General features: G+C 73.3%; 15 protein-coding genes, 1 tRNA gene, 2 pseudogenes and 1 other annotated feature. Of the genes and pseudogenes, 14 read left to right on the forward strand and 4 right to left on the reverse strand.

Annotated features, from left to right (window positions below):
• The first annotated feature begins 170 nt into the window (after positions 1-170).
• The 4 genes from M0638_RS25575 to M0638_RS25590 all read left to right on the forward strand — a co-directional run bounded on the left by M0638_RS25575 (position 171) and on the right by M0638_RS25590 (position 4042).
• Positions 171-506 (forward strand): hypothetical protein, encoded by a 336-nt coding sequence (locus M0638_RS25575; RefSeq protein WP_248669788.1) that lies wholly within the window; start codon positions 171-173, stop codon positions 504-506.
• Positions 503-985 (forward strand): hypothetical protein, encoded by a 483-nt coding sequence (locus M0638_RS25580; RefSeq protein ID WP_248669789.1) that lies wholly within the window; start codon positions 503-505, stop codon positions 983-985. Before M0638_RS25575 ends, M0638_RS25580 begins: the two co-directional genes overlap by 4 nt.
• Before the next feature lie 4 nt (positions 986-989).
• Positions 990-3704, forward strand: a complete 2715-nt coding sequence (locus M0638_RS25585; RefSeq protein WP_248669790.1) for a DUF927 domain-containing protein — start codon at positions 990-992, stop codon at positions 3702-3704.
• Between the two features lie 134 nt (positions 3705-3838).
• On the forward strand, positions 3839-4042 hold the full coding sequence (locus tag M0638_RS25590; protein WP_248669791.1) for a hypothetical protein: 204 nt from the start codon (positions 3839-3841) through the stop codon (positions 4040-4042).
• Positions 4043-4221: 179 nt separating this feature from the next.
• Here the strand turns inward: M0638_RS25590 and M0638_RS25595 are convergent.
• The 4 genes and pseudogenes from M0638_RS25595 to M0638_RS25610 form a co-directional block, all read right to left on the reverse strand.
• A tRNA-Gly gene (locus M0638_RS25595) sits at positions 4222-4296 on the reverse strand.
• Positions 4276-5010, reverse strand: a pseudogene (locus tag M0638_RS29295) (invasion associated locus B family protein); the annotation flags it as partial. The pseudogene M0638_RS29295 and the gene M0638_RS25595, both read right to left, overlap by 21 nt.
• Before the next feature lie 16 nt (positions 5011-5026).
• Positions 5027-5242, reverse strand: a complete 216-nt coding sequence (locus tag M0638_RS25605) for a hypothetical protein (protein ID WP_248669792.1) — start codon at positions 5240-5242, stop codon at positions 5027-5029.
• Between the two features lie 1046 nt (positions 5243-6288).
• Positions 6289-7200 carry a LysR family transcriptional regulator gene (locus M0638_RS25610; protein ID WP_248669793.1) on the reverse strand — a complete coding sequence of 304 codons (912 nt, stop codon included), beginning with the start codon at positions 7198-7200 and terminating at the stop codon, positions 6289-6291.
• A 100-nt stretch (positions 7201-7300) separates the two neighbouring features.
• On the opposite strand from M0638_RS25610, the gene M0638_RS25615 reads away from it, so the two are divergent.
• From M0638_RS25615 to M0638_RS25660, 10 genes and pseudogenes are all read left to right on the forward strand, one after another.
• On the forward strand, positions 7301-8506 hold the full coding sequence (locus tag M0638_RS25615; protein WP_248669794.1) for an MFS transporter: 1206 nt from the start codon (positions 7301-7303) through the stop codon (positions 8504-8506).
• A 148-nt stretch (positions 8507-8654) separates the two neighbouring features.
• Complete coding sequence (locus tag M0638_RS25620) at positions 8655-9560, forward strand: LysR family transcriptional regulator (RefSeq protein WP_248669795.1); 906 nt, start codon at positions 8655-8657, stop codon at positions 9558-9560.
• Positions 9561-9686: 126 nt separating this feature from the next.
• Positions 9687-10976 carry a D-amino acid dehydrogenase gene (locus M0638_RS25625; protein ID WP_248669796.1) on the forward strand — a complete coding sequence of 430 codons (1290 nt, stop codon included), beginning with the start codon at positions 9687-9689 and terminating at the stop codon, positions 10974-10976.
• 283 nt (positions 10977-11259) lie between these two features.
• Positions 11260-12351, forward strand: a complete 1092-nt coding sequence (locus tag M0638_RS25630) for a TRAP transporter substrate-binding protein (RefSeq protein WP_248669797.1) — start codon at positions 11260-11262, stop codon at positions 12349-12351.
• Positions 12348-13007: a TRAP transporter small permease subunit gene (locus M0638_RS25635; RefSeq protein ID WP_248669798.1), complete on the forward strand. Its 660-nt coding sequence runs from the start codon at positions 12348-12350 to the stop codon at positions 13005-13007. The genes M0638_RS25630 and M0638_RS25635 overlap by 4 nt, the downstream gene beginning before the upstream one ends.
• Positions 13004-14368: a TRAP transporter large permease gene (locus M0638_RS25640; protein WP_248669799.1), complete on the forward strand. Its 1365-nt coding sequence runs from the start codon at positions 13004-13006 to the stop codon at positions 14366-14368. The genes M0638_RS25635 and M0638_RS25640 overlap by 4 nt, the downstream gene beginning before the upstream one ends.
• Positions 14369-14483: 115 nt before the next feature.
• The gene (locus tag M0638_RS25645) at positions 14484-16562 is read left to right on the forward strand and encodes a hydantoinase/oxoprolinase family protein (protein WP_248669800.1); all 2079 of its coding nucleotides are present in this window, start codon (positions 14484-14486) and stop codon (positions 16560-16562) included.
• Positions 16559-18193, forward strand: a complete 1635-nt coding sequence (locus M0638_RS25650) for a hydantoinase B/oxoprolinase family protein (protein ID WP_248669801.1) — start codon at positions 16559-16561, stop codon at positions 18191-18193. Before M0638_RS25645 ends, M0638_RS25650 begins: the two co-directional genes overlap by 4 nt.
• Positions 18194-18527: 334 nt before the next feature.
• Entirely contained in the window at positions 18528-18944 is a 417-nt protein-coding gene (locus M0638_RS25655) for a lytic transglycosylase domain-containing protein (protein ID WP_248669802.1), read from the forward strand.
• Positions 18941-19278 (forward strand): annotated as a pseudogene (locus M0638_RS25660) (IS3 family transposase); the annotation flags it as partial. The gene M0638_RS25655 and the pseudogene M0638_RS25660, both read left to right, overlap by 4 nt.
• Positions 19108-19224 (forward strand) — a sequence feature (AL1L pseudoknot). Its footprint overlaps the pseudogene before it by 117 nt.
• Positions 19279-19372: the final 94 nt, after the last annotated feature.

Genomic DNA, 19372 nt, shown 5'->3' on the forward strand with positions numbered 1-19372 from the left:
CCCGTCGATCAGCAGCCGGTCGCCGCCTGCATCTGCCGGGGATGTGCGCCGCTCTGGATGCGGCCGGCCACCCTCGGCGGCCGGATGACGACGCTGGTCCGGCGCCTCATCCCCAACGCCGAGCTGGTCAACGCGCCGCACGGCATCACCGAGCCGGCGGGGAGGGCGTGATGACCCGCCCCCGCACCGTCGCCCTGTCCGTCACCAACACGGAACGCAACCCGGTCGGCCAGTCCGGCCGGAACGAGGAATCCATGTCCGAGGCTCTGCCCTTGGCTCTGCGCAAGCCGCGCCTGAGCCGCACCGAGGCCGTCCAGTACCTGAAGCTCGCCCACGGCGTGCCGGTGGCCGTCGCGACACTCGCGAAGCTCGCCGTGATCGGCGGCGGGCCCGCCTTCCACAAGCCCGGCCGCGCCGTGGTCTACCCGCGCGACGAGCTGGACCGCTGGGCTGCCGAGAAGCTCGGGAAGTTGCGGCGCTCCACCAGCGATCGAGGTGCCGCATGAACGTCACCACGAGTCCGCTGACGCCGGCGCAGGCCGCGCAGCTCGCCACCGCCCGCACGCGGCACGGCTTGACCGCGTGGGAAACCGAGTTCCTCGCCGACCTCGGCCGGCGCACCAAGCCGCTCTCCGACCGGCAGGCCGCGACCCTCGCGCGCATCGCCGCCGGCCCACCGGACTACGCGGCGGTCAACAGCGCGGCCCTGGCCCGGCTGCCCGAGGTGGTGGCGCGGCTGCTGCCGGGCGGCAGGCAGCAGGGGGCCGTGTACTTCTGCGCCAGCCTCCGCGGCGGCGAGGGGCGCTCCTGCCAAGTGCGCCTCACCGGCGCCCGCCGCGGCGCGTGGGCGGACTTCGCGGCCGACGTGGCTGGCGGCGACCCGGTGTCGCTGGCAGCGGCCGTGGCCGGCCTGACCCAGGCCGAGGCGGCCGAACGCCTCGCGCAGATGCTCGGCCTGCCGGACGGGAGCGGCCGCCATGGATGACGCCATGCCGGATCCCCGCTTTGCGCCGCTGGGCGAGCCCGGCCCGGCGGGCCCCGCGTCGGCCCCGCCGCCGCCCGAGCGGCCGGCCGACGCGTGGGCGCCCATCCTGCCCGCGCCGCTGCCGCTGCCGAAGGCGCTGCGGCACCGCGATCACGGCGTGCCCTCGACGGTGTGGCGCTACCTCGCCGCCGACGGCGCGCTGCTGTTCGCTGTGGCGCGGTTCGACACGCCGGCCGGCAAGCAGGTGCTGCCCTACTGCGGCGGCGCCGGCGGCTGGCGCTGGCGGGCGGCCCCGGTCCCGCGGCCGCTCTACGGCCTCGACCGGCTGGCGGCCCGTCTCGACGCGCCGGTGCTGGTGGTGGAGGGGGAGAAGACGGCAGACGCCGCGGCGGCGCTGTTCCCCGACCATGCCGTGCTGACCTGGCCGGGAGGCTGCAAGGCGGTGCTCAGAGCCGACTGGACACCCCTGGCCGACCGCGTGGTCGTGATCTGGCCCGACCATGACGAGCCCGGGCGCAAGGCGGCTGCCGCGATCGCACAGGCGGCCGGTCTCGCCGGCGCCGAGCGCGTGGCGGTGGTGACGGTGCCGGCCGAGTGGCCCGATGGCTGGGATCTCGCCGACCCGCCGCCGGCGGGCACCACGGTCGAGACGCTGCACACCCTGGTCATGGCGGCGGTGCCGGTCGGGGGCGACGACGCTGCCGACGACGCGGACCCGGACGCTGAGCCCGACGCCGATCCGGCAGCGGATCCGCATTCCCCGGAGCAGATGCAGGCCGAGGTGGCGCGCCTCGCCGGCCTGTCCGGGCTGGACTATCAGGCGACTCGCAAAGCTGCCGCGCAGGCGCTCGGCATCGGCGTCGGCGCGCTCGACAAGGCTGTGCGCGTTGAACAGGCTCGCCGCCGTGCCGCGGCCGCCGAGGCCGATCGCTCCCGCCCACCCCCCGGCCCGGGCGAGGTCAGGTGGCCGTTCGGCTTCCTGATGCGCGATGACGGCCTGCATGCCGACACCGGCGGGGATGACGGGCTGGTCTGGCTCGCTGCCCCGTTCGAGGTGCTCGGCGAGGCGCGCGACGCCGCCGGCGAAGGCTGGAGCCTCTGGCTGCGCTGGCGCGACCGCGACGGCCGGCCGCACACCTGGCCCATGCCGCACCGGTTGCTGATGGTGGGGCCCGGCGAGCTGGAGGCGGCGCTGGTCGAGCGCGGCCTGCGCGTCTCGCCCGACCTGGCCGCCCGGCAGTTGCTTCGCCGAGCGCTCGGTGAGGTGCAGTCGGGCAGCCGCGTCATGCTGGTCACGCGGGCTGGGTGGCACGGTGGCGTCGGGGAGGCCACCGCCTACGTGCTCCCCGACGGCACGGTGATCGGCGAGGCGGCCGAGGCGCTGGCGCTGCGGAACACGGCCGAGGATGCCGCCCGCCGAGTCGCCACCGCCGGCACGCTGACCGCGTGGCAGGAGCAGGTCGCAGCCCTCGCCGTCGGCAACCCGGTCGCCACCTTCTGCCTGGCCGCGGCCTTCGTCGGGCCGCTGCTGGAGATCGCCGGCGAGGATGGCGGCGGCGTGCACCTGTTCGGCCCCAGCAAGCGAGGCAAGACGGTGGCGCTCAAGATGGCGTCCAGCGTGTGGGGTCCGCCGGACAAGGCCGGCGCCCTGCGTGACTGGAGGGCGACGAGCAACGCCCTCGAAGCCGCGTGCGAAGAGGCGGCCGATGGGCTGCTGACGCTCGATGAGATCCAACAGGCCGAGGCGCGCGGCGTGGAGGACAGCATCTACGTCATGGGCAACGGCGGCGGCAAAGGTCGGCTCCGGGCCGACACCACGGCGCGCAAGCGGCGGACATGGCGCACCTTCTTCCTGTCGAACGGCGAAATCGACGTGGCCACGGTCGCCCAGAAGGCCGGCCGGCGTGTCCCGCCCGGCGCCGAGGTGCGGTTGCCTTCCGTGCCACTGCCCGCCGACCTCTGGCCAGACCTGCACGGCCGGCCGGACTTCCAGGCCCTCTGCGCCGACCTCGCCACCGCGGCCATCCGCCAGCATGGCACCGCCGGCCGCGCCTTCCTGGCGCAACTGACCCGGATCCGCGCCGAGGAAGCGGACACGCTGCCGACCATCATCACCGAGCGCCGCGCCGCCTTCCTCGGCGCCCACGTCCCGGCCGGGGCCGACCCGCAGGTGCGGGAGGTGGCGCGGCGCATGGCCCTGGTGGCGGCGGCCGGCGAGATCGCGGCCAAGCTGGGCGTGCTGCCCTGGCCGAGTGAGGTTGCGACTGCCGCGGCTGCCACGGTGCTTGGGCTCTGGCGCGGCCGGCGCGGCGGGGACGGCAGCGGCGAGGAGGCCGCCCACCTCGCGAAGGTGCGGCTGTTCCTGGTGCAGCATGGCGCCAGCCGGCTCCAGCTCCTCTGGCTCAACCAGACGACCAAGGAGCTGGAAGAGGTGCTCGACCCCGCCCGGCCGGTGGTCAACCGCGCGGGCTGGCGCCGGCGGCAGCCCGACGGTTCCGACCTCTACCTGATCCACCCCGAGACCTGGCGCGCCGAGGTCTGCGAGGGGCTCGATGCCACCGAGGTGGCGCGGACCCTGCTGGCAGCTGGACACCTGGAGCCGGGGGAAGGCAACCGCCTGGGCCGGAAGGTGGCGATCCCCGGCTTCGGCAAGATCAGGGTCTATGCGGTCAAGGCGACGCTGATGACGCCGCCGGAGCCGGAGGAGAAGGCGGCGTGACCGGCTTGCCGGTTCCCGCGGTTCCCACCCTCGCCGAAGGGGTGGGAACCGCAAAGTTGCAGTTAGGATCAGCGGTTCCCCAAGTTCCCACGGTTCCCACCCTAAAACGAGAAAAGGGGGCTGGAAAAGAAAGTATGCTCGCTCGCCTCGAAAGGTGGCGCCTGCCCGGAGTGCCGCCCCAACCCCTTTCGGCAACCGAGATCAACCGCCGCGACGCCTACGAGGAGCGGGCCGCGATCCTGGAATACGACGCCGGCCTGACACGCGAGGAGGCGGAGCGGCTGGCGTGGGACGAGGTGATGGGTGAGGACACCTGCAGGGAGGAGTGGGAGTGGTAACGCATGGGAGCCCTGCCAAGCAGGCAGGCCAGCGCGCGTTGGTTGAAAGAGAGGGTTCAGCAGACCGCCAAGGCCAGGAAATGCCTCACCAACTGCTTCCGCCCTGCTTCCGCGCTCCGGAAAAGCAAAAGGCCCGCCGAAGCGAGCCCTCTATAACCCTCTAATATCACTAGTCAATTTGGAGCGGGCGAAGGGATTCGAACCCTCGACCCCAACCTTGGCAAGGTTGTGCTCTACCCCTGAGCTACGCCCGCGCTCCGTTCGGTTGGCGCGTAATAGACAGGTTCTCCGGGCTGCGCAAGACCCACTGTCAATCGGCCGAGACCGTGTCCCATGGCTCCGAACTCAAGCTGGTATTGATCTCTGGTGACACGGCGGTGGGTGCTGACCGGCTGCTTCGCCACCACCTCCCGTCTGGTGCCGGGCCAGGCGGCATTGGCCGACAAGTCGAGCGAACTGACCGCGATCCCGGCGCTGCCGGCGCGCCTGGCGGCGTCCAGCCTCGCCGCGTCGGCAGGTCGTAGCGGTCGACGGGGGTGCGCCTGGCGGACGTTCACCTCGCGCTCGGGGCCATGCAGCGCCTGCCCTACCGCGTCCCGGCGCGACACCGGCACGGCCGCCGGTGCGGCGCTGAGCTTCGCATCCGGTTCAGACATGCTCGGCCCTGCCGAGCGCGTCCAGGGCGTCGGCGAGGCCGCGCAGCGAGACGGGGATGGCGACCGGGTTGGCCTCGGCGTCGCGGAAATCGAGCTTGGCGGGCTCGCCGTCGCGGCGGGCGAAGGCGGCGAGCTGGCCTCGGTGGCCTGCAACTCGGCGAAGCAGCCGCGCGGCATGCAGCGGCGGAAGGCCAGCGTCAGCGCGGGCTGTTCCGCCACGACCAGGCGCAGCGGCTCGGCGACGGTGACGTTCACCCCGACCTGCGCCGAGGCCAGCAGGGTCTGCGGCGTAACGCGCCGGACCACCAGTTGCGCCGTCGCCTGTCGGTCAGGTCGTCACCGGTGTTGCGGAAGTCGGCCTGGGCTGGATGCGCAGGGTGGTGCCGTCCGATTGCGGCACGTAGTTGACGAGGTAGGTGCGGGTGCCGTTCAGGCCGGGATCGACCGTCAGCCCCCCGTCGCGGTGAGCATAGGGATGGCCCGGTTGGCGACCGTGGCGGCGTGGACCTCGACGGTGCCGGCGAGCCGGGCGCTGCGAATCCATCGCCGGGTTGGCGGCCCCGCCCACGTCGCCACCGCCGCCGATGCTCTGCCGGCACCGCCAGGGCTGACCAGGCTGGCGCCCCCCTCCGGGATCTCGATGCTGATCGCCGTGCCAGCCCCGCCCCGCCCTGGCCGCGCCTGCCGGCCGTGCCGTTCACGGTCGAGTCGTTGTCGGCGCCGGTGCCGCCAGCCGCACCCTGGTTGTCGACGATGTAGGGCACCGGCTGGTTCGGCGGCGGCACCGTCTGCGCCGCAGCCGGTGCCGCCGTTCCGGGCACGACCAGGCCGAGCGCGGTGAGCGCGGTCGATCCGCGCAGCGCGGCGCGTGCCAGGCATGGCCGGGCGGCCCCGGAACCGCCGGATGGGACAGGGGCAGGGGGGGGCGGGGGAGCCGGCTGGCGGGACCCGTCGGTCCGGCCGCCGGCGCCCGACCTGGTCGGCGGCGGGGAAACGACCGCGCTTCGCTGGCACGGGAACGGCGCGGCGCGCTGCCGCCGGGGACCGGCTCCACCGCCTGCGGGGATGGGTACGGGTTGGGTAAGGCCGTCTGCCTGCCGGTCGAAGCGTCGGTCCGTCCCGGCCCATGGCGACGTGGTGCGCCATCCTGTGCCTGGCGAGTGGCCGTTCGCTCCTCCATGTGCCGATGGCACGTCGCGGCGGGAACGGAGCCGTTCTGGGACGGAATCCTACTCAACGTGCCGGCCTCCGACATTGCAGCGGGCAGGCCTTGATTGGAAAGGAGGAATGTTCCCGTCATTCAACTGGTTTCAGGGAACCGGATCAAAGAGCCCACGAGGGAACGATGCGTCCGGATTCGGGGAAGGTGCTGGTCCGGGTCTGGATGAGGTCTTCCTCCAGGCGTCCCGCCGGACCGGACGAGCTTCCTTGCCGCGCCATGCCCACAAGGCACTCGGGCGAGCCCGCCGGGTGGTGCTGGGCTGGTCGAGGGAGCCGGTGTTCCGCGCGGCGCGCCCACGGGCCGCCGCACAACGCTGCCATCTCGAACGGAAGCCGTGATCGTCATGCCGACGGCCCGGACGGCCCCGCTCAGCCCGGCGGCGCGGCGCGCATCCGCTCGGCCAGGAAATCGACCAGCACGCGCAGCCGGGCCGGCATGGCGGCGCCGCCGACGAACACGGCGTGGATGCTCTCGCGGTCCTGCGGGTTGTAGTCCTCCAGCAGCGGCACCAGCCGCCCGGCGGCGAGATCCGCGCCGATGTGGAAGTCGCCGACCCGGGTGATGCCGACGCCCTGCAAGGCAAGCTGTACCAGAGTCTCGCCGTTGTTGGCGGTGATGCTGCCGCGCACCGGCAGCACCCGGTCGCGCCCTTCCTCGCGGAACGGCCAGCCGGGTTCGCTGCGGCGGAAGCTGAAGTCGAGGCAATTGTGCCGCGCGAGGTCGGCCGGCCGGCGCGGCGTGCCGGCGCGGGCGAGATAGGCGGGCGAGGCGACCACGGTGCGCCCGGTCTCGCCCAGGCGGCGGGCGGTGAGCGGGCTGTCGGGCAGCGGCCCGAAGCGGATCGCCAGGTCGGCGCGGCCGCCGAGCACGTCGGCCACCTCGTCGCTCAGCTCGATCTCCACCGTGATCCCGGGATGGCGCGCGACGAAGTCGGCCAGCAGCGGCACGACGACCAGCCGCCCATGCGCGGTGGCGGCGCTGACCCGAACCCGGCCGCGCGGCGCCGCCTGGTCGGCGATCGCCGCCTCCGCCTCGTCGAGATCGGCCAGGATGCGGCGCGCGGCGCGCGCGTAGGATTCGCCCTCGGCGGTCAGGCGCATCCGCCGCGTCGTGCGCACGAGCAGGCGCACGCCGAGCCGCGCCTCGATGCGCGAGACGATGCGGCTGACCGCCGAGGGCGTCAGGCCGAGATCGCGCGCCGCCCCCGAGAGGCTGCCCGCCCGCGCCACCGCCGCGAAGGCCGCCATCTCGCCCGTCCGGTCGGCCTTCTCCTGCGGCATTCGTGAATCCCGGGCACGGATGTTGGTCCGGCCTCCTGGCTACCGCGCCGCAGCACGGCCGACCAGATGCCGGGACGGAACAGGCGGGATATCCCTTGTCATGCGTCTCAACCCACCCCTGCTGGCCCTCGCGGTCGGCGCCTTCGGCATCGGCGTCACCGAGTTCACGCCGATGGGCATGCTGCCGGTGATCGCCGGCGATCTCGGCGTCTCGATCCCGGCGGCGGGGCTGCTGGTCAGCGCCTACGCGCTCGGCGTGCTGGTCGGCGCGCCGCTGATGACGCTGCTCCTCGCGCGCGCGCCGCGCCGGGCGCTGCTGATCGGGCTGATGGGCATCTTCACCGCCGGCAACCTGCTCTCGGCGGTGGCGGGCGGCTACGGGATGCTGCTCGCCGCGCGCCTCCTCACCTCGCTCAACCACGGCGCCTTCTTCGGCGTCGGCGCGGTGGTGGCGGCGGGGCTGGTGCCGCCGGACCGGCGCGCCGCCGCGGTCGCCGCCATGTTCTCCGGGCTGACCATCGCCACCATCGGCGGCGTGCCGCTGGCGGCCTGGGTCGGCGGGGCGGTGGGCTGGCGCGTCGCCTTCTGGGGCATCGCGGCGGTGGGGGTGGTGGCCATGCTGGCGCTGCGCGCCTCGCTGCCGCCGCTGCCGGCCGAGCCCGGCGCCGACATGCGCGCCGAGCTGCGCGTGCTGGCGCGCGGCCCGGTGCTCGCGGCGCTGCTGCTGACGGTGGTCAGCGCCAGCGCGATGTTCACCGTCTTCACCTACATCGCGCCGATCCTGCGCGACGAGGCGGGGGCGGCGCCCGGCTTCGTGACGGCGATGCTGGTGCTGTACGGCGTGGGCCTGGCGATCGGCAACTGGCTGGGCAGCCGGCTGGCCGACCGCTCGCCGGACGGCACGCTGATCGGCTCCCTCGCCGCCGTGGCGGTGTTGCTGCTGCTCTTCGCCCTGGGCCTGCGCTCGCCCGTGGCGGCCGCGCCGCTGATCCTGCTCTGGGGCGTCGCCAGCTTCGCGCTGGTGCCGCCGTTGCAGATGCGCGTGGTGGCGGCGGCGTCGGAGGCGCCCAACCTGGCCTCGGCGATGAACATCGGTGCCTTCAACCTCGGCAACGCGATCGGCGCGGCGCTGGGCGGGGCGGTGATCGATGCGGGGCTCGGCCTGCCGGCGGTGCCGGTGGCCGGCGCCGGGACGGCGCTGGCGGGGCTGCTGCTGGCGCTGGCACTGCGGCGCGGCAGCCGCGCCCGCCGGCCGGCCGGGCAGGGCGTGGCGATCCCGGCGGCGTGCCGCGCCGCCGCGGATTGAGGCTCCCCCGCACGGAGCCCGTCACGCCGGCCGGACCGCGCGGGCTTTCCCCCGTCCCCGCCCCCTGCGAGGATGCCACGGCGGCGGCCGGGGCGCGGACCGGCCGGCGTGCCGCCCGCGGCGGCCCTCCGCCGCGACAGGCAGCCGCATGGTGGATTTCCGCAGCCTAGAGGTCTTCTACTGGGTCGCGACGCTGGAGAGCTTCGGCCGCGCCGCCGAGCGGCTCTACACGACCCAGCCCGCCGTCTCGCAGCGCATCGCGGCGCTGGAGGAGGAGTTCGGCGGCCGGCTGCTGGAGCGCAGCGGCCGCGCCACCCGGCCGACGCCGCGCGGCCGCCAGCTCCTCGGCTACGCCGACCGGCTGCTGCGCCTGCGTACCGAGATGATCCGCAACGTCGCGACGCCCGAGCGCATGAGCGGGCTGATCCGCCTCGGCGTCTCCGAGACCATCGTCCACACCTGGCTCTCCGACTTCATCGGCGTGGTCAGCCGGCGCTACCCGCTGGTCACCTTCGACATCGAGGTGGACGTGACGCCCAAGCTGCGCGCCGGGCTGGCCCGGCAGGAGCTGGACCTCGCCTTCCTGGCGGGCCCGGTGAACGAGCCGGACATCGTCGATCTCGACCTCGGCAGCGTGCCGCTCTCCTTCATCTGCGACAGCGGCCGCCGCTTCGAGGCCGAGCCGGTGCCGGCCGCCGAACTGGCGCGGCACGCCTTCGTCACCTACCAGAAGAATTCCCAGGTCTTCCTGCAGATCCAGCAGGCCTTCCACGCCGCCACCGCGACGACGCCGCGCATCCATGCCAGCTCCTCGCTCGCGACCATCGTGCGGATGGCGCTGGACGGGATCGGCATCGCCATCATCCCGACCTCGGTGATCGGGCCGGAGCTGGCGCGGGGCGAGCTGCGCCGGCTCGACACCATGCTGGACATGCCGCCGCTGCGCTTCACCGCCAGCTACCGGCTCTCCCCGGATGCCATCCTGGTGCCGGCGCTTGCCGAAATCAGCGGCGAGGTGGCCAGGAACCATGCAGGAACCCATAAGCCAGGGTGATGGAATCCGGTTCTGAATAAGGATTGGACACTTATGGCCGACTGAGCGATCCCTTGCCGAGCGGAGCCCCCCGATGCCCATCCCGACGCCCCTTCCCCCGTTCCACCGCCGCCGGCCCGCCGCCCGATGAGGATCTGCGTCCTCGGCGCCGGCCTCGCCGGCCTCGCCTGCGCCTGGCAGCTCCTGCGGGACGGGCACGAGGTGGTGGTGCTCGACCGCGAGGCGGGCCCCGGCGAGGGCACCAGCCGCGCCAATGGCGGGCAGCTCAGCTACAGCTACGTCGCGCCCCTCGCCGCTCCCGGCGTCACCCGCAAGGGGGTGAGCTGGATCCTGGACGACGAGGCGCCGCTGCGCCTGCGGCCGCAGATGGACCCGCGCCTGTGGCGCTGGCTGATGGCCTTCGTGCGCGCCAGCCGCCGCGAGGTGTTCGAGCAGGGCACGCGCGACATGCTGGCGCTGGCCTATCACAGCCGCGACGTGCTGGCGGCGCTGCTGGCCGAGGCGCCGCTCGAATTCTCCTACCGCGTGAACGGCAAGCTGGTGGTGTTCCGCGACCCGGCCGACCTCGCCGGCGCGGCGCGTCTGGTGGAATTCCAGGCGCGGCACGGCGCCCGGCAGCAGGTGCTGGACGCGCGGGAATGCCTGGCGCTGGAGCCGGCGCTCGCCGACACCGCCGCGCAGCTCGCCGGCGGCGTCCACACCCCGGACGAGGCGGTGGGCGACGCCCACCATTTCTGCCTCGGCCTGCGGAACGCCCTGGCGCAGCGCGGCGCCACCTTCCTGTTCGGCCGCGAGGCGACGGGGCTGCTCGTGCGCAACGGCGCCGTCGCGGCGGCGCTGACGGCGGCGGGGCCGGTGGAGGCGGACCAGTTCGTGCTCGCCACCGGCATCGGCGCCCTGTCGCTCGCCGAGCCGCTCGGCCTCTCCCTGCCGCTCTACCCGCTGAAGGGCTACAGCCTGACGGTGCCGACCCGGACCGGCGACCGGCCACCCGAGGTCAGCATCACCGACGCGCACCACAAGGTGGTGTACGCGCTGCTCGATCGCGCCGCGCCCGGGGCCGAGGGAAGGCTGCGCGTGGCCGGCATGGTCGATCTGGTGGGCTTCGGCACGGATCTGGTGGAACGCCGCGTCGCCCTGCTCTCGCGCCAGGCGCGCGAGGTGTTCCCCGCCGCCGCCGACTGGCCGCGCGCCGAGCCCTGGAGCGGGCTGCGCCCGGCCACGCCGGACTGGAAGCCGATCCTGGGCGAGAGCGGCATCGGCCGGCTCTGGCTCAATCTCGGCCATGGCGGGCTCGGCTTCACCATCGCCTGCGGCACCGGCCGCATCCTCGCCGACCTGATCGCCGGTCGCGAGCCCGCCATCCCGGCGGCGCCCTACGGCCTGATCCGCCCGAAGGTGCCGCGCGGCGGCTGAGGCCGTGCCGGCGCATCCCTTGCAGGGCTTGGGCGCCAGCATGGGCGCCACCGGCGCCCTGCCGCCGAACGCCGCGGGCGCCAACACCGCCGGGCGCCGTGGGCGCCACACCGCCGGGCGCCGTGGGTGCCACATCGCCGGGCGCCTCCGGACCACGCGTGGCCGCTGCCACGCGGACCAACCGCCATCGCCCGGCACAAGGGCGGGGCGGCGCTGCCAGCCAGGACCACGACGCGACGAGCCCGACCAGAACGCCACCAGACCGCACAAGGAACCGGCCTGCATGATCCGACACACGATGCGACGCGGCCTGGCCGCCTGCCTCGGCCTCGCGCTTTCCGCCACCCTGTCGGGCGCCGGGGCGCAGATGCCGGAGAGCCTGCCGGCCGGCCCGCCGGTGCGCATCTCGGCGGTGACGCAGCCGCTGCCGACCATGCCGCAATTCACCCGCGTCGACGTGCCCTACCTGCGCGAGGCGCTGGTGCAGCGTTCCGGCGGGCGGATCAGCATGCAGCTCGGCACCCATGCCGAGCGCAACCTCGGCGGCAACGAGATCGTGCGGCTGGTCCGCTCCGGCCAGGTCGACATCGGCGCCGGCACGCTCTCCACCCTGTCGGGCGACGTGCCGATCCTCGACGGCATCGACCTCGCCGGCCTCAGCCCGGAAATCGGCATGGCGCGCCGCATCGCCGACGCCATCCTGCCCGCCGCCAACCGCGACCTGGAGCGGTTCGGCATCCGCATCGCCTTCATCTACCCCTTCCCGGCGCAGGTGCTGTTCTGCCGCCAGCCCTTCGCCACGCTGACCGACCTGCGTGGCCGCAAGGTGCGCACCTTCGGCAATTCGCTGGTCGACCTGATGACCGCGATCGGCGCCCAGCCCACCAGCATCGGCTTCCCCGAGGTGTACAGCGCGCTGGAGCGCGGCGTGGTGGACTGCGCCGTGACCGGCACTGGCTCGGGCGCCTCGGCGCGCTGGCCGGAGGTCTCGACCCACATCTCCGACCTGCCGCTCTCCTGGTCGCTCGCCGGCTACATGGTGAACCTGCGCTGGTGGAACGGGCTCGACCCGCAGGTGCGCGCCTTCCTGGAAGGCACCTTCCAGGAGATGCACGCGAAGCTGTGGGAGCTGGGCGGCGTCGCGACGCGCGACGGCATCGCCTGCGACACCGGCCTCGCCGCCGAGTGCCACCTGCACCCGCTGGCGCAGCGCCCGATGACCGAGGTGCGCGCCACCGAGGCGGACCGCGCGCTGGTGCGCGAGACCTTCCGCAGCACCGTGCTGCCCGGCTGGGTGCGTCGCTGCGGCGCGCGCTGCGGCGAGATCTACAACCAGGTGGTGGCGCCGATCAGCGGCGTCCCGTTCCAGCCGTGACCGCGCCCGGCTTCCGGGAGAGCGCGGCGGACCCCGGCCCGCTGCGCGCGGCGCGCGCGCTGCGGCGCGGCGCCCAGTCGGTCTCCACCGTCATGGCCTACGTGGCCGGCTGGAACTACGTGCTATGCGCCGCCTTCATCACCTTCGACGTGCTGGCGCGCAGCCTGTTCGGCTTCTCCTCCGCCGCCACGGTGGAGGTGACGAGCTACATGCTGGCGGCCGGCATCTCCTGGTCGCTGGCGCACACGCTGGCGATGCGGGCGCATATCCGGGTGGATGTGCTGGTCAACCGCATGCCGCTGCGCCTGCGCGCCGCGCTGCACCTGTTCAGCATCGCCCTGCTCGTGGTCTTCGCCGGCTTCGTCGCCTGGGCCGGCTGGACCGTGCTCGACGAATCCCTGCTGTTCGATGCGCACGACAACAGCGCCCTGCACGTGCCGATGTGGATCCCGCAGGGGCTCTGGCTGGTCGGGCTGGTGGCGTTCCTGGTGATGGCCGTGACCCTGCTGGCCGAATCCGCCCTGGCCCTGGCGGATGGCCGGCTCGCCGAGGTGGAGGCGCTGCTCAGCTCCCGCTCGGTCGATGACGAGACCGAGGAGGCGCTGGAGGCGGTCGCCATGGCGCACGACGCGAACCCCGAGGAGAAGCCGGCATGATCGCCATACTCTTCCTGCTGGTGCTGCTCGGCGTCACCGTCTTCGCCGCGGCGAGCGGCGGGCCGGCGGTGCCGATCGCCGAGATCCTCGGCCTGATCGCGGTGTTCACCGTGTTCTTCGGTGCCGGGGTGCACGTCTCGGTGGTGCTCGGCCTGCTCGCCCTGCTCACCGGCTTCATCTTCTCGGACCGCCCCTTCTGGCTGTTCGCGGGCGAGACCTTCTGGGGCCCGTCCTCGAACTTCGTGCTGATCGCGGTGCCGCTGTTCCTGCTGATGGGCGAGATCCTGCTGCGCGCCGGCCTCTCGGACCGTCTCTACAAGGCGCTGAACGTGTGGCTGAACCGCCTGCCCGGCGGCCTGCTGCACACCAACATCGCCTCCTGCGCGCTGTTCTCGGCGATCTCCGGCTCCTCGGTGGCGACGGCGGCCACCATGGGCTCGGTGGCGCTGCCCTACTTCAGGGACAGCCAGTACAGCCAGCGCATGGTGCTGGGCTCGCTCGCCGCCGGCGGCGCCATGGGCAACCTGATCCCGCCCGGGATCACCTTCATCGTCTACGGCCTCATCACCGAGACCTCGGTGGGCGACCTCTACGTCGCGGCGCTGCTGCCGAGCGTTCTGGTCACGGCGCTGTTCGTCGGCGTGATCGTCTGGCACGGCATCCGCCACCCGCTCGACCGGCCGCCGCCGCTGCCGCTCTCGGTGAAGCTGCGCTCGCTGACCGGGCTGATCCCGACCGTCGCGCTGATCGTCATGGTGCTCGGCTCGATCTATGGCGGCTACGCGACGCCGACCGAGGCGGCCGCGCTCGGCGTCGCCGGGGCGGCGCTGTTCGCCGCCATCGAGGGCCGGCTGACCTTCCGCATGCTCAACGCCTCGGCCGAGGCCACGGCGCGCAACACGGCGCTGCTCGGCCTCATCATCCTCGGCGCCTACCTGCTGAACTACATCCTGACGCAGATCAACGTGCCGCAGGCCATGGCGCAGATGATCTCGCACCTGCCGGTCCCCCCCTGGGCGATCATGCTGGCGATCATCGGCATGTACTTCGCGCTCGGCACCTTCATGGAGGGCTTCTCCATGATCATCACCACCGTGCCGGTGGTGTTCCCGATCGTGGTGGCGCTGGGCTACGACCCGGTCTGGTTCGGCGTCGTCGTCACCATGCTGGTGGAGATCGCCCAGATCAGCCCGCCGGACGGCACGGTGATGTACGTGCTCCAGGGCATGCGCCCGAAGGGCGGGCCGATCACCGACGTCTTCGCCGGGGTGATGCCCTTCCTGCTCGCCTACCTGGTCGCGGTCGGGCTGCTGCTGCTGGTGCCCGGCATCGCGCTCTGGCCGTTGCAGTTCATGCGCTAGCCGACCCGCTGGGCGCCGCCCGGCCTTCCCACCCCGCCGGGCGCCGCCCGGCCCCGCACAACCGGGCGACGCGCCTCCGAACGGGGCGCGAACCGCCGAACCTGCCGGAGTTCCCGTGCCAACCTCTCCCCATATCCGGATCGGCATCGACATCGGTGGCACCTTCACCGACCTGCAGATCCTCGATGAGCGCAGCGGCGCCTTGCAGAGCTTCAAGACGCCGACCACGCCGCAGGACCCCTCCATCGGCCTGCTGACCGGCCTGCGCGACGCGGCCGGGCGATTCGGCTTCACCCTGGCCGATATCCGCCTGCTGCTGCACGGCACCACCATCGCCACCAACGCGGTGCTGGAGCGCAACCTGGCGCACGGCGTGCTGCTGACCACCTCCGGCTTCGAGGACGTGCTGGAGATCGGCCGCCACGCCCGCCGCGACATCTACGGGCTGAAGCCGCACCAGGAGCCGCCGCTGATCCCGCGCGACCGCCGCCTCGGCCTGCCCGAGCGCATGCGCGCCGACGGCAGCGTGGAGCGGGCGCTGGCGGCCGGGGCGGTGGAGGCGCTGCTGCCGCACCTCGATGCGCTGGGCGCCGAGGCGGTCGCCGTCTCGCTGCTCAACGCGCATGTCAACGCGGCGCACGAGGAGGCGGTGGCGGAACGGCTGGCGACGTTGCGGCCGGACCTGCCCGTCACGATCTCCTCCGCGATCAGCCCGGAGATACGCGAGTACGAGCGTACCTCCACCACCGTGCTGAACGCGCTGCTGATGCCGGTGGTGGGCAGCTACCTCGGCCGCCTGGAGACCCGCATGGCCGAGGCCGGCCTGACGGCGCGGCTGCTGCTGGTGCAGTCCAACGGCGGCGTGTGCAGCGCCGCCGTGGCCAAGCGCCAGCCGGCGCGGCTGCTGCTCTCTGGCCCCTCAGGCGGCGCGCTGGCGACGACGCGCATGGCCGAGGCGCTGGACCGGCCGTACCTGCTCGGCGTCGACATGGGCGGCACCTCCTACGATGTCTGCGTGGTGCGCGAGGGCCGCGTGACGCAGATGACGCAGGGCGAGATCGACAACCTGCCGGTGCGCCTGCCCATGGTGGAGATACGCACCATCGGCGCCGGCGGCGGCTCCATCGCGGCGGTGGACGATGCCGGGCGGCTGCGCGTCGGCCCGCGCAGCGCCCGCTCCTGGCCCGGCCCGGTCTGCTACGGGCGCGGCGGCACCGAGCCGACCGTGACGGACGCCAACATCGCGCTCGGCAAGCTCGACCCGCGCTTCTTCCTCGGCGGCGCCATGAAGCTCGACCTCGACGGCGCCCGGGCCGCGATCCGGGAGCGCGTCGGCGACCGGCTCGGCCTCGGCATGGAGCAGGCGGCGATCGGCATCCTCGCCGTCACCGACACCAACCTCGCCGCCGCCGCGCGCCTCAGCCTGTTCGAGAAGGGCCTCGACCCGCGCGACTTTTCCCTTCTTTCCTTCGGCGGCGCCGGCGGGCTGCATGCCGTGCCGGTGGCCGAGGAACTGGGCATCGACGAGGTGGTGTTCCCGGCCGACGCCTCCACCTTCTCCGCCTTCGGCATCCTGCACTCCGACATCGTGCACGACCTCGCGCGCTCGCGCGTGCTGCCGGTGGGCGACGCCATCCTGCCCTACCTCGCCGAGACCGTGGCGCAGCTGCGCGAGCAGGGCGAGGCGCTGCTCGCCGCCGACGGCGTGCCGGCGGCCGACCGCCGCTTCGCCGTCGCGGCCGATCTGCGCTACCACGGCCAGGCCTTCGAGCTGGTCGTGCCCTGGCCGGAGATGGCGGCGACGCCGGAAGCCCTTTCCCGCCTGCTCGCCGATTTCCACGCGCTGCACGCGCAGCGCTTCTCCTACGGCAACCCCGGCGCGCCGGTGGAGATGGTGGCGCTCAGGATGAACGTCACCGGCCTGCTGCCGCGCTTCGAATCCCGCCGTGCCCCCGGCATCGGCGCCGGGCGCAAGCCGGAGGCGCGCGAGATCTGGCTCGGCGATGCCTGGCGTTCCGTCGCCGTGTACCAGCGCGAGCAGCTCGCCGGCGAGATCGCCGGCCCGGCGCTGATCGAGGAGGAGTACACCACCGTCTACGTCGCCGATGGCTGGCGCTGCGCCCCCGGCGCCGCCGGCACGCTGATTGCCCGCCGCCTGAACGACCGGAAGGCCCTGGGGAGCACCGAAGCATGAGCACCCTCGATCCCGTCGCGCTGGAGATCCTGCGCAACGCGCTCACCGCCACCGCCGCCGAGATGGACGTCACCGTCTGGCGCACCAGCCGCTCCACCGTGGTGCGCGAGCTGCTCGACTACTCGACGGCGGTGTTCGACCGCGACGGCTACAACATCGCCCAGGCCGCGCGCATCCCGCAGCACCTGAATTCCATGGGTGCCGGCCTGCTGACGGTGGTACGCGACTTCCTGCCGCTCGACCGGTGGGCGGAAGGCGACGTCGTCATCACCAACGACCCCTATTGCGGCGGCCAGCACATCCCCGACATCCTGGCCTTCCGGCCGGTGTTCCTGGACGGCCGGCGCGTCGCCATCGTCGGCACGCTCTGCCACCATCTCGACATGGGCGGCATGGCCGCCGGCTCCTACGCCGCGGCCGCCACCGAGGTGTTCCAGGAAGGGCTGCGCATTCCGCCGATCAAGCTGCTCGACCGCGGCGTGATGAACGAGGCGGTGCTGGCGATGATGCGCCAGAACGTCCGCCGCCCGGACATGCTCTGGGGCGACCTGCAGGCGCAGCTCGCCTCGCTCGCGGTGGGCGAGGCCAATCTGCGCGGCCTCGCCGCGCGCACCGGTGCCGACACCTTCATCGCCGCCTGCGCGCAGATGCTCGACGGCTCCGAGCGGGCGATGCGCGCCATGATCGGCCGCATCCCCGACGGGCGGTACGAGTTCGAGGACTTCCTCGACGATGACGGCATCTCGCCGGAGCCGATCCGCATCCACGCCGCGGTGGAGATCCACGGCGAGGAGGCGACGATCGACCTCTCCGGCTGCGGGAAGCAGGCGGTCGGGCCGGTCAACGCGACGCTGGCCTCGTCGCAATCGGCCATCTCCTACGCGATGATGGCGATCGCCGATGCCGAGATCCCGGCCAATGCCGGCTGCTACCGGCCGATCCGGGTGATCGCGCCGGAGGGGCTGATCGTCAACGCGCGGCACCCGGCGCCGGTCGCCAACCGCGTCGCGGTCAGCCACCGCCTCGCCACCACCGTGCTCGGCGCGCTGCACCAGGCGGTGCCCGGCCGCGTGCCGGCGGCCTATTACGGCGTCTCCTACGTCTGCTCCTTCCAGACCATCGGCGAGGATGGCGGGCGCGGCGTGCTGGTGGAGATCGAGGTCGGCGGCAGCGGCGCCTATGCCGACCAGGACGGGCTCAGCGCCTACACCTTCGGCATGCACAACAACTCGAACATCCCGGTGGAGATGATCGAGAGCGAGCTGCCGCTCAGCGTGGTCGGCTACGGGCTGGTGCCGGGCTCCGGCGGCGCCGGGCGCCAGCGCGGCGGCCTCGGCCTCTACCGCGAATGGCGGATCGACTGCCCGGAGGCGATCTTCACCGCCAACCTCGAACGCTTCCGCTTCCGCCCCTACGGGCTCGAAGGTGGCGAGCCCGGGCGCGCGGGGCAGCTGACGCTGATCCGCGGGGGCGAGAAGCAGGCGCTGGGCTCCAAGGTCAACAACCTGCGATTGCGCCGGGGCGACGTGATCCGGCTGGAGACCTCGGGCGGCGGCGGCTACGGCGCCCCGGCCGAGCGGAGCGACGCGGCGCGGGCGCGCGATTCGGCACTCGGCTACGTCGCGGCCTGACCGGCAGCAGCGGGATTCCCGGGCACCCCACGCCGGTTCCCGCGTCCCTCCCCCTCCCGAAAGGACCGGCGGGCGGGACGATCCGTTGCCGCAGAAGCCGTTCCGGCCTGACGCAGTCGGGCCGGAACGGCGCCAGCCTCATCCGACACATTTCCCGGGCCGCCGAGCAGGTGGGTCCAGCCTGGATTCTCCATGCCCTTGCTCCGGCGCGCTGCACGGGCCGGCTTGTGTACAGCCAGCCAGGGGATGCCTTATCCTGATCCCGGCGGCGGCTGGGGGGCCGTGCCGGATGCAGGGGAGCAGGGATGGCGGCGCTGCCGAGGCAGTCGGGCTGATGGCGGTTCCCTACGTCGCCTGCATGGCCCTGGTCGCGCAGATCTACGCCCTGCCGCCGCGCGTGCTGCCGGCGATCCACGCCATCGAGGGCGGCAGGCCCGGCAGCATCAGCCGCAACGGCAACGGCTCCGAGGATCTCGGCGTGATGCAGGTGAACACGCTGTGGGTGCCGGCCCTTGCCCGCTACACCGGGCTTCCCCAGGCCGAGGTCAGGCGCCGGCTCATCGACTGGCCCTGCTTCAACATCGCCGCCGCCGGTCTGATCCTGCGGACCTACCTCAACGAGACGCGCGGCGACCTGATGCGCGCGATCGGCAATTACCACTCGCACACGCCGTTCCGGAACCAGTCCTATCAGCTCCGCGTCTGGACCGCCGCCGTGCGCCTGTTCCGCACGCCGGGCCGGTCCCCCTGATCCCCGTCGATCCCGCTGCGACGCTACGCGGGTGGGTACGACAGGCCGAGCGCGACCAGGGACAGCGGGCGGGCCCGACCAGCGAGGCGGGCGAGCGGATCAAGGCCCTGGAGCGGGAGAACCGTGAGCGGCACCCGGCCAACGAGGTCCTGCGTAAGGCATCGGCGTATTTTGCCATGGCGGAGTCCGACCGCCGATCGAAGCCATGATCGCCTTCATCGACGATCACCGCGCGGCCTACGGGGTCGAGCCGATCTGCAAGGTGTTGCCGATTGCCCCGTCGACCTACCACGCCCACGTCGCCTGCCGGGCCGATCCGGCCAGGGCATCGAGCCCTCCGTCGGCAGGTCGGCGACAGCTACGACAACGCCCTCGCCGGTTGGACGCGCTGCGTCCAACGGCAGCGGCCTCTACAAGACCGAGGTGAT

It is taken from the genome of Roseomonas acroporae (assembly GCF_023223525.1).
GTDB lineage: Bacteria > Pseudomonadota > Alphaproteobacteria > Acetobacterales > Acetobacteraceae > Roseomonas_E > Roseomonas_E acroporae.